The 16,188-nt window shown below is 69.7% G+C and carries 9 protein-coding genes; 6 read left to right on the forward strand and 3 right to left on the reverse strand.

All coding sequences use genetic code 11. The features are described 5' to 3' along the window. Window positions 1–33: 33 nt before the first annotated feature. Window positions 34–2,589: a Xaa-Pro dipeptidyl-peptidase gene (locus G569_RS57460; RefSeq protein ID WP_053226005.1), complete on the forward strand. Its 2,556-nt coding sequence runs from the start codon at window positions 34–36 to the stop codon at window positions 2,587–2,589. Window positions 2,590–2,691: 102 nt separating this feature from the next. Next, complete coding sequence (locus G569_RS46375) at window positions 2,692–5,157, forward strand: Xaa-Pro dipeptidyl-peptidase (protein ID WP_169542092.1); 2,466 nt, start codon at window positions 2,692–2,694, stop codon at window positions 5,155–5,157. Here the strand turns inward: G569_RS46375 and G569_RS46380 are convergent. Then, a complete protein-coding gene (locus tag G569_RS46380; protein ID WP_064750288.1) occupies window positions 5,132–6,589 on the reverse strand; it encodes an MFS transporter in 1,458 nt (485 codons plus the stop codon). The genes G569_RS46375 and G569_RS46380 overlap by 26 nt on opposite strands. A gap of 55 nt (window positions 6,590–6,644) precedes the next feature. Between G569_RS46380 and G569_RS0107565 the strand changes: the two genes are divergently transcribed. Beyond that, window positions 6,645–7,835 carry an acyl-CoA dehydrogenase family protein gene (locus G569_RS0107565; protein ID WP_028062972.1) on the forward strand — a complete coding sequence of 397 codons (1,191 nt, stop codon included), beginning with the start codon at window positions 6,645–6,647 and terminating at the stop codon, window positions 7,833–7,835. Here G569_RS0107565 and G569_RS0107570 read toward each other — a convergent pair. Beyond that, complete coding sequence (locus G569_RS0107570; RefSeq protein WP_028062973.1) at window positions 7,828–8,982, reverse strand: acyl-CoA dehydrogenase family protein; 1,155 nt, start codon at window positions 8,980–8,982, stop codon at window positions 7,828–7,830. The genes G569_RS0107565 and G569_RS0107570 overlap by 8 nt on opposite strands. A 26-nt stretch (window positions 8,983–9,008) precedes the next feature. Between G569_RS0107570 and G569_RS0107575 the strand changes: the two genes are divergently transcribed. From G569_RS0107575 to G569_RS0107590, 3 genes are all read left to right on the forward strand, one after another. Next, window positions 9,009–10,169 carry an ArgE/DapE family deacylase gene (locus G569_RS0107575; protein WP_028062974.1) on the forward strand — a complete coding sequence of 387 codons (1,161 nt, stop codon included), beginning with the start codon at window positions 9,009–9,011 and terminating at the stop codon, window positions 10,167–10,169. 14 nt (window positions 10,170–10,183) lie between these two features. Next, window positions 10,184–11,551 (forward strand): pyridoxal phosphate-dependent decarboxylase family protein, encoded by a 1,368-nt coding sequence (locus tag G569_RS0107580; protein WP_028062975.1) that lies wholly within the window; start codon window positions 10,184–10,186, stop codon window positions 11,549–11,551. Window positions 11,552–11,862: 311 nt separating this feature from the next. Then, complete coding sequence (locus G569_RS0107590) at window positions 11,863–12,456, forward strand: ArsR/SmtB family transcription factor (protein WP_084284440.1); 594 nt, start codon at window positions 11,863–11,865, stop codon at window positions 12,454–12,456. Window positions 12,457–12,495: 39 nt separating this feature from the next. Here the strand turns inward: G569_RS0107590 and G569_RS46385 are convergent, their stop codons facing one another. Beyond that, window positions 12,496–16,143 (reverse strand): M14 family metallopeptidase, encoded by a 3,648-nt coding sequence (locus tag G569_RS46385; protein WP_037495251.1) that lies wholly within the window; start codon window positions 16,141–16,143, stop codon window positions 12,496–12,498. Between the last annotated feature and the right edge of the window lie 45 nt (window positions 16,144–16,188).

The following is a 16,188-nucleotide window of genomic DNA, read 5'->3' on the forward strand; positions in this document are numbered from 1 at the left end:
TCGCCAGTAGAGGGTCTGAAGAGAGGGGTCTATATGGAGTTTGGAAAGCGCTTCGCGCAAGCGAGCGCGCTGACGGCGACGGTCGCGATGGCGGCGATCGTCGGTACCGCGCAGGCGAACCCGCTGCCGCCGAAGGCCGCCGCGACGAGCCCGGGCGCCATGGCCGCCCCGGCGCCGGAGCCCGCGCCCGCCGTCCCGACGTTCGTCAACGGCCTCAGCCAGAACGTCTTCTCCGCCAACACCGCCGACTGGATCAGCGGCGATGTCTGGGTCGAGTCCGACATGGACTCCGACGGCGACGGCAAGCTCGACCGCCTGCACGCCGACTACACGCTGCCCAAGGAGACGGCGACCGACGGCCTCAAGGTCCCGGTCATCTACGAGGACAGCCCGTACTACGCCAACACCGCGCCGAACTACTCGAACTGGAACGTCAACCACGAGCTCGGCGCGACACCGCCAGTCCGCTCGTTCGCGCCGTTCTGGAACGCCAAGAACACGAGCCCGACGATCAGCACGATCTACGAGGCCCAGTGGCTTCCGCGCGGCTTCGCCGTCGTGCACTCCGAGTCGCCCGGCACCGGCTACTCCGACGGCTGCCCGAGCTCGGGCGGCCGCAACGAGACGCTCGGCGCGACCGAGGTCATCGACTGGCTCAACGGCCGCCGCAAGGCCTATATGACGCGCACGGGCAACGTCGAGGCGCCGCCGGTCAACTGGCACAACGGCCACACCGCGATGATGGGCACGTCGTACAACGGCACGCTCCCTGAGGCGGCGGCCACGACGGGCGTCATCGGCCTCGACGCGATCGTGCCGATCTCGGCGATCTCGGACTGGTACGACTACTACCGCGCCAACGGCATGGTGCGCGCCCCGCACTCGCGCGCCGGCGGCACGGGTACGAACAGCTTCCTCGGCGAGGACCTCGATGTGCTCGTCGACGACGTCTACTCGCGCATCGACGAGACCAACCCGCCCGGCCGCGTGATCTGCCGCGGCAAGATGCAGCAGATCGGCGTCGACGAGGACCGCTTGTCCGGCAACCGCAACGCGGCCTGGGACGAGCGCGACTACATGAAGGACGTCAAGAACGTCCACGCCGCGGCGCTGCTCGCGCACGGCAACAACGACTTCAACGTCATGACCAAGAACGCGGCGCAGTTCTACGACGCGCTCAAGGCGCAGAACGTCCCGCACCAGTTCTACTTCCATCAGGGCGGCCACGGCGGCGCCCCGCCGGACGCGATGATCAACCGCTGGTTCACGAAGTACCTGTGGGGCCAGGACAACGGCGTGCAGAACCTGCCGAAGTCGTGGGTCGTGCGCGAGACGGCGACCTGCCCGGCGCGCCAGACGACGGTGACGGGCGACCAGTCCAACACCGCCACGCTGACGGTCGCGAGCAGCGCGCCGTTCATGGTCGGCCAGACGCTGACCATCCCGGTGACCGCCGCCAACGGCACGATCAGCAACCCGACCAGCGTCATCACCAACATCCCGGACGCCACGCACGTGACGATCACGGCCGCGGTCGCCACCGCCGCCGGCTCCAAGGTCGCCAACGGCGCCACGGTGTTCCTGGCCTGCAACACGGCCAACCCGACCCCGTACACCGAGTGGCCGGACCCGACGGCCGCCAACGTCACGCAGAAGCTCGGCACGGGCGGCAACACCCGCGGCAAGCTCGGCTTCGTCGGCGCCGCGGCCGGCACGACCGAGGGGCTGACCGACGACTTCAGCATCGCCGACACGACGCTGCGCGACGCGGCCACGTCCCAGAACCGCCTGATCTACCAGACGAACATCACGACCAAGGACGTGCGCATCTCAGGCACGCCCCACGTGTCGCTGAACCTGGCGTTCTCCAAGCCGAAGGCGAACCTTTCGGCGGCGCTCGTCAGCTACCCGGCGAGCGGCGGCGCGGGCACGATCATCACGCGCGGCTGGCGTGACCCGGAGAACCGCAACTCCGACTACGTGTCCGACCCGATCACGCCGGGCACCTTCTACCAGGTCGATTTCGACATGCAGCCCAAGGACGCGATCATCCCGGCGGGCAACCGCCTGGCGCTGATGGTGTTCTCCAGCGACCAGCAGTACACGATCCACCCGGCCGCGGGCACGCAGTTGACGCTCGACCTCGGCAAGAGCTCGTTCACGATCCCGGTCGTCGGCGGGTCCGACCTCCTCGCGTCCGCCACGGGCAACGCGATGGGTGACGCGGGCGGCACCGTCCCGGCGACGCTGTCCCTGACGATGGGCGCCCCGGCGAGCTTCGGCGCGTTCACGCCGGGCGTCGCGAAGGAGTACTCGGCGTCCACGACGGCGACGGTCATCAGCACGGCGGCCGACGCGACGCTGAGCGTCGCCGACGCCAGCTCCGATCACCCGGGCTACCTGGTCAACGGCGCCTTCGCGCTCGCGCAGCCGCTGCAGGGCCTCGGTGTCGTCAAGACGTGGAGCGCCCCGACCTCGAACGAGTCGGTGCCGATCACGTTCAAGCAGCAGATCAACGCCAATGACGCGCTGCGGACGGGCACGTACAGCAAGACGCTGACGTTCACCCTGTCCACCACAACCCCGTAATTCGCATAGCCCGGGCGTGGAGACATCTCCGCGCCCGGGTAGTGCTCTCATTTCACCTTCACGTCAAACTCCCTCGTGATTCACAACGAGGGGGTAACGAGGGTGATCGGAAAGAGTCTGGTGCTGGGTGGGACGATCGTCCTGTCCGCACTGGTCGGGACTGCACAGGCGGATCTGAAGGCGCCTGCGGCGGCTGCCGCGAAGACGACGGCGCTGGCCGCGCCGGCGGTGCCGACGTTCGTCAACGGCCTGGCACAGCCGGTGTTCGCCACCGCGACCGCGGACTGGGTCAACTACGAGCTCTGGGTCGAGTCGAGCTTCGACTCCGACCGCGACGGCAAGAACGACCGCATCCACGTCGACGTCTCGCGCCCGAAGGAGACCGACACCGACGGCCTCAAGGTCCCGGTGATCTTCGAGGACAGCCCGTACTACGCGGGCGGCAGCGCGTCGCCGAACTTCAGCGTCGAGCACGAGCTCGGCCAGGCCCCCGCGGCCCGCATCCGCGCGCCGTACTTCACCGCCGGCAACACCAGCCCGCGGATCAGCACCGCGTACGAGTCCTACTGGGTCCCGCGTGGGTACGCGGTCGTCCACGCCGAGTCGCCCGGCTCCGGCCATTCCGACGGTTGCACCACCTCCGGCGCGCGCAACGAGACGCTCGGCGCCGTCGCCGTGATCGACTGGCTCAACGGCCGCGCGAAGGGCTACACGACCCGCACCGGCACCGAGGAGACCTCCGCCGCCGCCTGGCACAACGGCAAGACGGGGATGATGGGCACCTCCTACAACGGCACGATCCCGGTCGCCGCAGCCACGACCGCCGTCCAGGGCCTCGAGGCGATCGTCCCGGTCGCGGCGATCTCCGACTGGTACGACTATTACCGCGCCAACGGCCTCGTCCGCGCGCCGCACTCCGCCCAAGGCGGCCAGAACGGCAACAACGGCTATCTCGGCGAGGACCTCGACGTGCTGGCCGAGTACACCTACTCGCGCGCCGACGAGGCGCCGGGCCCGCGCACCAAGTGCTGGCCGATCATCGACGAGATCACGGCCAACGAGGACCGGCTCTCCGGCAACCGCAGCGCGTTCTGGGACGAGCGCAACTACATGAAGGACGCGGACAAGATCAAGGCCGCGACGCTGCTCGTCCACGGCAACAACGACTTCAACGTCATGACCAAGAACGCGGCGCAGCTGTGGGACGTCCTGAAGCGCAACAACGTCCCGCGCCAGTTCTACTTCCACCAGGCCGGCCACTCCAACCCGCTGCCGAACGAGATGGCCAACCGCTGGTTCACCAAGTACCTGTGGGGCCAGGACAACGGCGTGCAGAACCAGCCGAAGTCGTGGGTCGTGCGTGAGGCCGACCAGTGCCCGCCGCGTACCACCACGCTCTCCGCGGCGGCGGCCGCGAGCACCACGGTGACGGTCGCCGACGCCGGCGCCCTGCAGGTCGGCAACACGGTCACGATCCCGTCCAACACGGCGCGCGTGATCAACGCGATCAGCGGCAACACGCTGACGCTCGCCGGGACGATCACGGCGCCGGCCGGGGCGACCGTCTCGTTGGTGTGCGGCACCACGAACCCGACGCCGTACGCCGACTGGCCCGATCCCGCCACGTCCGACGCCACGCTGCGCCTCCAGGCCGGCGGCGCCGGCCGCGGCGCGCTCACGTTCGACCTGGCGCAGCCGGGCACGGAGACGCTGACCGACGACGCCACGATCGCGGGTACGACGCTGATGAACGCGGCGACCTCGCCGAACCGGCTGATCTACCAGACCGACCCGCTCAAGAACGCGATCCGCATCTCGGGCTCGCCGAAGGTCTCGCTCAACGTCGCCTTCTCCAAGCGGGCGAACTTCAGCGCCGCGCTCGTGTCCTTCCCGGAGGGCTCAGGCGCCGGCACGATCGTGACCCGCGGGTGGATGGACCCGGAGAACCGCAACTCCGACTATGTCTCCGAGCCGACCATGCCCGGAACGTTCTACCGCCTGAACTTCACGATGCAGGCCAAGGACGCCGTGATCGCCGCCGGCCGTCGTCTCGCGCTGATGGTGTTCTCGAGCGATCGCGAGTACACGATCCGCCCGGCCGCGGGCGCGCAGGTCTCGCTCGACCTGGCCAACAGCACGTTCACGATCCCGGTCGTGGGCGGCTCCGGCGCGCTGGCGCCGGCGATCGGCGAGGGCATCACGCAGGTGCAGGCGCCCGTGAGCGGGAGCGTCCCGGCGACGCTGTCGCTGACGCTCGGCGCGCCCGCCAACTTCGGCGCGTTCATCCCGGGCACGACGAAGGAGTACACGGCCTCCACGATGGCGAACGTGGTCTCGAGCGCGGGCGACGCGGCGCTCACGGTCGGCGATCCCGGTCGCCTGGCCAACGGGGCGTTCACGCTGCCGGAGCCGCTCCAGGTCTCGTTCTCGAAGTCCGCCTGGAACGGGCCCGTGTCCAATGACAGCGTCACGATCGGCTTCAAGCAGCTCGTGAAGGCGACCGACGCGCTGCGCACGGGGACCTACTCCAAGACGCTGACGTTCACCCTGTCGACGACGACACCGTAGTTCGCGCCGGGGTCCGCCGGAACCGTCCGGTGGACCCCATCCGCGCGCCCTCGCGCACGAACAGGAAGAGCACGATCGCGGCGGCGATCAGCCCGGCGTCGACGAACACCGCGGCCGCCCAGCCGCCGGTCGCGTCGCGCAGGGCGCCGGACACCGCGGGGGAGAGCACCGCGCCGATCTCCCCGATCAGGTTGTTCATGCCGAAGGCCGTGCCGAGGTGCTCCGGGGCGGCGATCTCGGACACCATCGCGTGCGCGATCGGCTGCATCGCGTTGAAGAACGTCGACGCGCTGAACAGCAGCGCCGCCATCACCCAGACGTTGGCGCCGCCGGCCGCGACGACGAACCCGAAGATCACCGTCAGCACGAGCTGGGCGGAGGTGAACGCGATCAGCAGCGGCTTGCGGCCGTGACCGGAGCGCACCGCGACGTCGCTCAACCAGCCCCCCACCGGGAAGCCGAGGATGCCGGCACCCGCGTTGAAGGCCGCGATCATGGCGCTGCGGGCGAAGCTCGACCCGGCGGCGTCGGCGACGATCGAGACCGACCAGAAGCCGAAGAACCACAGGTTCCACAGGACCGCGATGAACGCGAGGTTGATCAGCACGAGGTCGCGCGACCGCAGGACCGCGCCGACGTCGCTGTTGCGGCGGCTGAAGACGAAGGCGACGAGGATCAGCGCGAGGCAGACCTCGAGGACCGCGATCCAGAGGTCGCTCAGCCCGGCGGCGTCGCCGACGAAGTAGACCGCCATCACCGCGGCCAGGCCGATCGCGCTGAAGCCCATCAAGTGCAACGCGGCGCGGCCGTACGGCAGGCCGCGCGCCTCGCGGCGGAAGTACGCGAAGCAGGCCAGGCCGACGACGAGCGTCGCGGCGCCGAGGATCAGGAACGGCATCCGCCAGGCCTGCGCGGCCGCGAAGACGTCGCCGCCGAGCTTGATCATGTCCGGCGCGAACACGACCGCGATCGTGATGCCGATCGACAGTCCGGTGATCACGACGCCCATGCCGAGGCTGCGCTTCTCCGGCGGCGTCTTCTCGGCGATCAGCGAGCGGTCGTTGGAGTAGAACGCGCCCTCACCAAGGCCGGTGATCACGCGCACCGCGATGAACGCCACGATGCCGGACACGACGCCGGAGAGCATGGTCGCGATGCCCGCCCACACGAGGCTGACGACGATCAATGTCCTGTGGCCGTACTTGTCGCCCAGATACCCGCCGGGGAACTGGGTGAGCATGTAGCCGGCGAAGAACAGGCCGCCGATGAGGCCGCCGAGGGCGTAGGGCTTGTCCGCGTCCGCGAGGAACGCGACGTTGTTGTCGATCATCCAGGTGACGACCGGGCCGGTGAGGGCGCGGTCGGCGGCGCTGACGGTCCATCCGAGCAGGAGGAACACCCACAGCGTCCGGTAGGCGGGCCAGGTGCGCATGCGGACCGGGCTACCCACAATGACCTGACAATTAGCGGAGTTCTACGCTGCACTGATGTCCGCCGCCGCTCCCACCCTTCCTGCCTTCGATCCACGCGATCCACTCTCGCTCGACGGCCTGCTCGACGACGAGGAACGCCTGATCCGCGACACCGTGCGCCAGTACGTGCGCGAGAAGTTCCTTCCGCACGTCGCGGGGTACTTCGAGAACGGCTCGCTGCCGGAGAGCACGGGGAAGGAGCTCGGCGACCTCGGCCTGCTCGGCATGCACCTGCAGGGCTACGGCTGCGCGGGTGCGTCGGGGACCGCCTACGGCCTGACGTGCCTGGAGCTCGAGGCGGGTGACTCCGGGCTGCGCTCCTACTGCTCCGTGCAGGGGTCGCTGGCGATGTTCGCGATCTACCGCTGGGGCTCGGAGGAGCAGAAGCAGCGGTGGCTGCCCGGGATGGCGGCGGGGACGACGATCGGCTGCTTCGGGCTGACCGAGCCCGACGCGGGCTCCAACCCCGCGGGCATGCGCACACGCGCGAAGAAGGTCGGGGACAAGTGGGTGCTCAACGGCACCAAGATGTGGATCACCAACGGCTCGCTGGCGGACGTGGCCGTGGTGTGGGCGCGCAACGAGGAGGGCAAGGTCAACGGCTTCCTCGTCGAGAAGGGCATGCCGGGCTTCACCGCGCCGGTCATGCACGGCAAGCTCTCGCTGCGGGCGAGCGTGACGTCCGAGCTCGTGCTCGACGGCGTCGAGGTGCCGGAGGCCAACCGGCTGCCGGAGGCGACCTCGCTGCGCGCGCCGCTCTCGTGCCTGAACGAGGCGCGCTACGGGATCGTCTGGGGCGCCGCCGGTGCCGCGCGCGCGTGCTACGAGGCCGCGCTGGACTACGCCAAGACCCGCGTGCAGTTCGACAAGCCGATCGCCGGCTTCCAGCTCACGCAGGCCAAGCTCGTCGACATGGCGGTCAAGGTCAACCAGTCGATCATGCTCGCGATGCACCTCGGCCGCCTGAAGGACGCGGGCACGCTGAAGACCGAGCAGGTGTCGTTCGGCAAGTACCACAACGTGCACACGGCGCTCGACGTCGCCCACACCGCCCGCTCAGTGCTCGGCGCCAACGGGATCACGCTCGAGTACCCGGTGCTGCGCCACGCCAACAACCTGGAGAGCGTGTACACGTACGAAGGCACGCACGAGATGCACACGCTGATCCTGGGTCAGGCGATCACGGGGCTTCCCGCTTTCACGTGATCGCGTTGTGGCCCGTGATCTCGCGGGCCACGATCAGCGACTGGATGGAGTCGGTGCCCTCGAAGGTGAAGATCGCCTCCATGTCGGCGTGCTGGCGGGCGACGTGGTTCTCCAGGAGGATCCCGTTCCCGCCGAGGATGTCGCGCGCCATGCCGACGATCTCGCGCGCCTTGGCGGCGTGGTTCATCTTCGCCAGCGACGCCATCCCGGCCGTGAGGCGGCCGTCGTCGGCGAGTTCGCTCAGCCTCAGACAGAGCAGCTGCATCGCGGTGATCTCGGCCAGCATGCGGCTGAGCTTGTCCTGAACGAGCTGGTAGCTCGCGATCGGCTTGCCGAACTGCTCGCGCCGCTGCGCGTAGCTCAACGCCGACTCGTAGGCGCCGATCGCCATCCCGAGCGCGCGCCAGGCGACGGTGTAGCGGGTCCTGGACAACACGCCGGCGACGTCGCGGAAGTTCCGGCACCCGGGGAGCTTGTTCGCGGCCGGCACGCGGACGTCGTCGAGCTCGATGTCGGCCTGCCACACGGCCCGCAGCGCGGTCTTGCCGGTCATGACCGTCGCGTTGTAGCCGGGGGTGCCCTTCTCGACGAGGTAGCCGCCGACGTGGCCGTCCTCGTCGCGCGCCCACACGATCACGACATCGGCGATCGTGCCGTTGCCGATCCACCGCTTGCGCCCGCGCAGGACCCATTCGTCGCCGTCGCGCCGCGCGCTGGACTCCAGCCGTACCGCGTCGGAGCCGTGGTCGGGCTCGGTCAGCGCGAACGCGCCGATCGCGTCCAGGTCCGCCATCGGCGGCAACCACCGCGCCTTCTGCTCCTCCGAGCCGAGTAGAGCGATCGACTGCATCGCGAGGTTGCTGTGCACGCCGAAGAACGTCCCGACGCTCCCGTCCGCGCGCGCCCACTCCATCGAGATCAGACCGGCCGCGGTCGCGCTCATCCCCGGGCAGCCGTAGCCCTCGACCGTCCCGCCCGCCATGTGCAGCGCGGCGATCTTCGGCACGAGCTCGAACGGGAACTCGGCCAGCTCCCAATAGCCGTTGATGATCGGCGTGACCTCCGCCGTACAGAACTCGCGCAGGCGATCCCGGATCGTCCGCTCTTCGTCGGTGAGCTTCTCGTCGAGCAGGTAGAAGTCGGTCACCGCCCGGAGTGTGCCACCGTTGACCCATGGACCTGCGCAGTGCCGTCGAGGCGGGGTGGGACCACCAGCTGGAGCTGCTGACCGCCCTGGTGCGGTCACCGAGCACGCTGGGGCGCGAGCGCGACGCGCAGGAGCTCGTCGCCGCCGAGCTCGCCGACATCGGGCTCTCGCCGCAGATGTGGGACGTGGCCGAGATCGGCCCGGCCGGGTCGCCGCCGCTGATCGACTACACCCGCCGGCCGAACGTGACCGCGCTGCGCCGCGGGACGGGTGGCGGCCGCTCGCTCACGTTCAACGGTCACATCGACGTCGTCCCGGTCGGCGTGGAGCGCAACTGGTCGTATGACCCGTGGGGCGCGACGGTCGACGGCGACCGCATGTACGGCCGCGGCGCGGCGGACATGAAGGCCGGCGTCGTCGCGATGCTGGGCGCGCTGCGGGCCCTGCGCGACGTCGAGCTGCGCGGCCGGATCTGCGTCGAGAGCGTGATCGAGGAGGAGTGCACGGGCAACGGGGCGGCCGCGTGCCGGGCGCGCGGCCCGCGCACCGACGCCGCGGTGATCCCCGAGCCGTTCAACCACCTCGCGCTGCGTGAGCAGGTCGGCGTGCTGTGGGCGACCGTCACGGTCACGGGCAAGGCCGCCCACGCCGAACGGGCGCACGAGGCGTCGAACGCGGTCGTGAACGCGCTGCCGGTGATCGAGCGCATCCGCGAGTTGGAGCGCATCGTCAACGTCAACGCCCCGCTGCGCCTCAACTACAACGTCGGCGTCGTCCGGGCGGGCGACTGGGCCTCCTCGGTGCCGGAGGAGTGCGTGCTCGAGGTGCGCCTCGCCGCCTCGCCCGGCGAGGACCTCGCGGCGGTGCGCGAACGGTTCGAGGCGGCGGTCGGCGCGCCGGTCCAGTGGCGCGGCTTCCAGGCCCGCGGCTTCTCCCTCGCCGGCACCGAGCCGATCTTCGACGTCCTCGGCCGCGCGCACACCGCCGTCCACGGCGAGCCGCTCGAGCTCCTGGCCTTCACCGGCACGACGGACGCCCGCGCGTTCGTCGTCCACGACGAGACGCCCGCGACGTGTTACGGCCCGATCGGCGGCAACCTCCACGCCCCCGACGAGTGGGTGGATCTCGAGAGCGTCAAAGCCACCACGCTCGTGCTGGCGCAGTTCGCCGCCGAATGGTGCGGCTGAGTATTGTCGCCGCCTTGGATCCGCTGAGCCTTCCGCCGGACGAGCTGCGCCGCCTCGGCCATCACGTGTGGGACCGGCTGGTCGACCGCTGGGAGCAGCTCGACGCGGAACCGCCGATCGCCAGGATCGATCCCGGTTTCGACGACCGCAGCATCGCGCCGTGCAACGACGGGCCGGGCGACCCGCGGGCGACGATCGACGAGCTCTTCGACGACATCCTCACGCGCGGGATGCGCGCCGAGCACCCGCGGATGTTCGCCCGCGTCTCCAGTCCCAGCAATCCGGTGTCGGTGCTCGGCGACCTGATCGGCACCGGCCACAACACGTTCGCGGGCAGCTGGACGGGCGGTGGCGGCGCGTCGGCGGTCGAGCTCGCCACGCTCGACTGGCTGCGCTCCTGGATGGGGATGCCCGAGAGCACCGAGGGCGTCCTGGTGTCCGGCGGCAGCGTCGGCACGCTCACCGCGCTCGCCGCGGCCGCGCATGACCGCGTCGACGACCGCGACCAGGCGACCGCCTACGTGCAGGAGCACACCCACGCCGCGATCACGAAGGCGTGGCGCATCCTCGGCTTCAACCCCGCCAACCTGCGCGTCCTGAAGGCCGATCCGGACCACCGGCTGCAGCCGGCGGCGATCGACGCCGCGGTCCGCCTCGATCGCGAAGCCGGCCTCGCGCCCTTCGCGCTCGTCGGAACGGCCGGCACCACGAGCACCGGCTCGGTCGACCCGCTCAACGACCTCGCCGACGTCGCCCAGCGCGAGGGACTGTGGTTCCACGTCGACGGCGCGTACGGCGCGCCCGCCCGGCTGACGCCGCAGGGCGAGGACCTGCTGGCGGGCATCGAGCGCGCCGACAGCCTCGTCATCGACCCGCACAAGTGGCTCTTCCAGCCGTACGAGATCGGCGCGGTGCTCGTCCGTCACACGGACCTCCTGCGCCACACGTTCACGCTCGACGGCGCCTACCTGCGCGACACCAAGACCGACTTCGTCGAGTTCCGCGAGCGCGGGCCGCAGCTCACCCGGGGCGCCCGGGCGCTGAAGCTCTACCTGTCGCTGCGGACCTTCGGCCTCGACGCGTTCCGCGACGCGATCGCCCGCTGCATCGCGCTGGCCGAGCACGCCGAGGCGACCTTGAGGGCCGATCCGGCGTGGGAGGTCGTCTCACCCGCCAGACTCGCGATCGTCTGCTTCCGTCGCACGGGCGCGACGGACGACCAGACCGACGAGATGGTCCGCCGCACGGTTGACGACGGCTACACGGCGCCGAGCACGACGCTGCTCGACGGGCGCAGCGTCGCTCGCCTGTGCACGATCAACCCGCGCACGACGAACGACGACATCGAGCGCACGCTCGTGCGCATGGCGACGTTCGCCTGAGGGGTCCGGGAGGGCCGGCGCACCGCCGGCCCTCCCTGCTCCAGGTGCCGCTCCTATCAGCCGAAGCTGGTCTGGTCAGGACAGAGCGGGAGGTCGGCAGGGGTCGCTCTTCGGGGGGTCCGTGAGGGATGCCGACCGCTTGGGCATCCCCATCGTAAACCGGTTGCAACCCGATGTGCAAGGTCCGTCGGACGGCATTTAAGAGCAACCCGCAAGCCTCACGTCAAAGTTCATAAGCGCTACCTCAGTTGGCGCGTTGACGCTCTTCTGTGAGGATGTCACGGCGCTGACGGGTACGCTTGGCTCCGACCATGCCCACCAGTTCATCAACCCCATCCGGTAATAGCCGGACCAGACCTCCAGGGGAGACCTCGGAGGCCCGGATCGCGAAAGCCCTCGCTCATCCGCTGCGGGCACGCATCCTGCAGCGGCTCGGCGAGCGTGTCGCGAGCCCGGGCGACCTCGCCGTGGAGCTGGGCGCTCCACTCGGCGTCGTCTCCTACCACGTACGCATGTTGCGCGATTACGACTGCGTCGAGCTCGTCCGCACCGAACCACGCCGCGGCGCGCTGCAGCACTTCTACAAAGCCACGGCCCGTCCGAACCTGGACGAGGACCAGTGGCGCACGCTGCCGTCAGGGCTGCGTCGCGAGCTGACCGGCGAGACGATCCAGGAGCTCGTCACCGATCTCGGGCAGGCGGCCGACGCCGGCACGCTCGAGGACCCGGACGTGGTGCTCTCGCGCACCCCGCTCGAACTCGACGCGCGCGGCTTCAAGAAGCTCAACAAGCTCCTCGCCAAGACGCACGAGCAGGCGCTGGCGATCGCCGCCGAGAGCGCCGAGCGCGGCTCCGAGACGGTCCTCGCGACCGAGCTCGGGCTTCTGCACTTCAAGCGCGGCTGAGAAGAGGGGCCCCGGACAACCCGGGGCCCCTCACTCAGATCAGCTGACCTTGACGGTCAGCTGCTTCGTCGTCTTGCCGCTCTTGAGCTTGAGCACGACCTTGGCGCCCTTCTTCAGGGCCTTGGTCGAGCGCAGCGTGAGCGTGACCTTCTTCTTGCCGGTCTTCGCCGCCGAGGCCGTCTTGTGGCCCTGGAGGCGGATCGTCCCGCTGATCTTCGCGGTCGTGTTTGAGGACACGGCGCAGGTGATCGACTTGCGGTTGGACGCCAGCTTGCACGCCGCCGCGAACGCGACGCCGGCCTTCGTGACGATGACCGGTGCGGCCGAGGTCGTGGTCGTCGTGGTCGTCGTCGTGGTCGTCGTCGCCGGAGTGCTGATGATCAGCGCGGCCGAGGTCGCGTCACCACTGCCGGCGTCGTTGGTCGCCGTGATCCGGCACGCGACGCCCTGGCCGATGTCGGCCGTGACGGGCGTGTACGTCGGCGACGTCGCGCCGGCGATGACGACGCCGTTGCGCAGCCACGCGTACTCGAGCTTCTTCGGCGAGTTCAGGAAGCCGCCGTTGATGCAGCTCAGCTGCGAGCCGACCGTCGGCGTGCCCACCAGCGACGGCGGGTTGACCGGGACCGGCGTCTGCGGACGGGCGTCGCCGTCGAGCACGTTGAGCAGCAGCGTGCGGGTCGACTTGTTGCCCGCCTTGTCCACGGCCTCCGCGGTCAGCGTCACCACGCTGCCGACGGCCGAAGCCGGCGGCGTGTAGCGGAACTGGAACGGATAGACCTCGGTGCGCTGGATCAGCGTGTCGCCGACCTTGAGGTCGACGTAGTCCATGTCGCCGCGCTCGTCGTACGCGGTCACCTCGACCTCGACCGGGTCCTGCGGGGTCGCGGTCGAGAGGGCGGCCGGGTACTTGAAGCCGACGATCGTCGGCGCCGTGGTGTCGGCGGTCGCGGGCAGCAGGTAGGCCATCGCCCGCTTGACCAGCTCGTTGCGCGACGTCTGGTCGGCCTGCTCGAGACCGAAGCCGAACGTCACCGCGTCACGCGTCGAGATGATCGCGCCACCGGACGTGGTGTAGGTCACCGGCGTCTGGAAGTCGGCCTGGACCGTCTCCGCGCGCAGCGGCTCGTTGGTCGGGCCCCAGTTGCGCAGACGCAGCGGGATGCGCGGCTGCGGGAACGCGGTGCCGTCGGCGTTCTGGTTCGGGTCGTTGGTCGAGCCCTCGTCCAGCGTGACCGGGGCCATGCCGGCGAAGAGCCCGCCGGCCGCGGCCGCGACCGGGTAGTTCTGGATGTTCGGGTTGTTCGAGTTGGCCGTCGTCTGCAGCGTGACGCCGACGCCGGACTGGCGGCCGATGACGCCCAGGTAGTTCTGCCAGGTGTCGTTGGAGATGCCGCGCGAACGCTGCCAGGCCGTGCCCGGCGTGTCGTCGTCGCCGGAGTTGTTCTCCGGGTAGTAGAAGCCGTACAGCTTGTCCGGCGTCCAGTTGTACGGGCCCGTCGCCGACAGGCTCGCGCTGTTGGAGGTGAAGATCTGGTGGACGTTGCGGCCGTCGACCAGGAGCTTGCCGCCGTTGTTGGCGTACTCGCGCAGCTCCAGCATCACCTTGTGCGCCCACGGGGCCATCTCCATCGAGCCCGTCTGGGTCGTGGCGGTGGCGATCCGGCGCGGGTTGGTGTCCGTCGCCTCCTGCGGGATGAAGTCGTCGCCGGTGTAGTAGTTGACGGCGTCGAAGTGCGACAGCACGCCCAGGTTCGTCGGGTACTTGAACCGCGTGTCGCTGGCGTAGACCTGGCCGCCCCACAGCGGCGGCGCGTCGACGTTGAACGTCTCGACCTCGTAGCCGGCGGCCTCGAGGGCGGCGACGTGCTGCGCCAGGTAGCGCGGCGCGGTGGCGTAGCCGGGCGTCACGTTCGGCGAGACGCCGGTGTAGTCCTCGGCGGCGACGACGAGCACGCGCTTCTTGGCGGTGCCGCCGGCGGGCACGGCGTCGGGCAGCGCCTCGACGCGGTAGCGGAACTCCTTCTGCAGGCCGCCCGCCTTGACGACCACGTCGACGATGTCGCCGGCCGCGATGTTGCGGGTGCCGATGACGCCGGGGAACGTCGCCTGACGGCGCTCGAAGTAGTAGCCCTTGACCTCGTTGTAGCGCTCGCCCGCGGGCGCGGCGGTCATCGGGATGGTCACGTTGCCGTTCTGGCCGACGACGCTGACGGTGATGTCGGCGTCACCGAGCTCCTTGCGGATCGTGGCCTCGATGACCTGCTTGCCGCCATAGGAGACGTCGAAGCGGTTGAGCTGGATGTCCTGGGTCGGCTTGACCTGGTAGTGGCTCGGGTCGTTGTCGAAGCTCTTCGGGCGACCCAGGTTCTTGATCGAGCCCGCCACGTTGAGAGCGAACGCGAGGTTCTTCTGGAAGACGGCCGCGATCTTGGACTCGTTGTCCGGCGAGGCGAACTGGTTGCAGCCCGACGGCTCGCCGAGCGTGGCGCACGTGTCCATCTCCGGCGTCCAGCCGATGATGCCGTAGTTCATGTACGCGTTGTCGATCGTGTCGCCGTTGGACTCGTAGAGGTCCGACGAGTGCTGCGAGCGGTACGGGAACACGGCCTCGTCGCCGTCGGTGCCGGTGATGGCGTCGAACAGCGTCGAGTCGGGCGGGTAGTAGTCGGTCGTGTAGGAGACCGGCGTCAGCAGCAGCTGGCCCGCGGAGTGGTAGTTGATGTTGGCCTCGAAGCCGATCCGGCGCTGGAGGCGGTCGATGCCGAGGTTCTCGGGCTCGGACAGCGCGTACGGGCCGCGGTAGGTCTCCGAGCTGAACGAGTTGGAGGCGCCCTCCTCGTCGATGCCGCGCTTGGCCGGGTAGTTGCGGTTCGGGTCGACGCCGTCCTGGCTGTTGCCGTAGATGCCGTTGGCGTCGTTGTCGCGCAGCGTCTTGCGCCAGAAGCGGTTGTCGTCGGCGGTGCGCACGCGGTAGTCGCACGGGACCTGCGCGGCGCCGAGGCCGCAGGTGAAGGTGAAGTCGTAGCCGTCCGGGTTCTGGATCGGGACGAACCACAGCTCACGATCGGAGATCAGGCGCTGGATCTCCGGGTCGTTCTTGTGCTCGGCGAACCAGATCGGCAGGCGGCGGCCCATCTCGGCCGCGATCCACTCACGAGCGTGGTTGACCGCGGAGAACAGGATCGCGGGACGCGAGCCGTCGGCGACGTTGCGCGCGTTCGCGGTCATCTTGATCGTGTAGAGCGGCTTGCCGAGCGTCGACGTGCCGTACTGCTCGAGCTTCATCACGTCGGGGTTGGCCGCCGCGAGCGCCTTCATCTCGTCGGCGATGCCGCCCGGCTCCATGTAGGAGCGATAGACGTTGAAGAACGGGTTCGGGCTGTCCCCGAGCGCGGCGCTCTTGGCGACCGGCTTGTCCACCGGGAGCGCGGCGAGGTCGATGCCGTCGGCCTCGAGCGCCTTCTTCTGGCTGTCGGAAGCGATCAGCTCGACGTCCTGGAGCCCCGCGTCGCCGTTGGCCCCCGCCTCCTGCACGTCGTAGCCCTGCGTCTTCATGTCCGCGACCTGGGCCGCGGATACCGTCGCCTTGTACGGCGACAGCGTGTCGGCAGCATGAGCAGCCGAAGGCGCCAGTGCCAGCGCGACCAGCGGCGCGAGCATCAGCGCGGATGCGCGTGAGCGCATTCACAACCCCCCTGTTGGATTAAATCCTCCCCGAGTCCCAGTAAT

The sequence above is a fragment of the Solirubrobacter soli DSM 22325 genome (assembly GCF_000423665.1).
Lineage (GTDB): Bacteria > Actinomycetota > Thermoleophilia > Solirubrobacterales > Solirubrobacteraceae > Solirubrobacter > Solirubrobacter soli.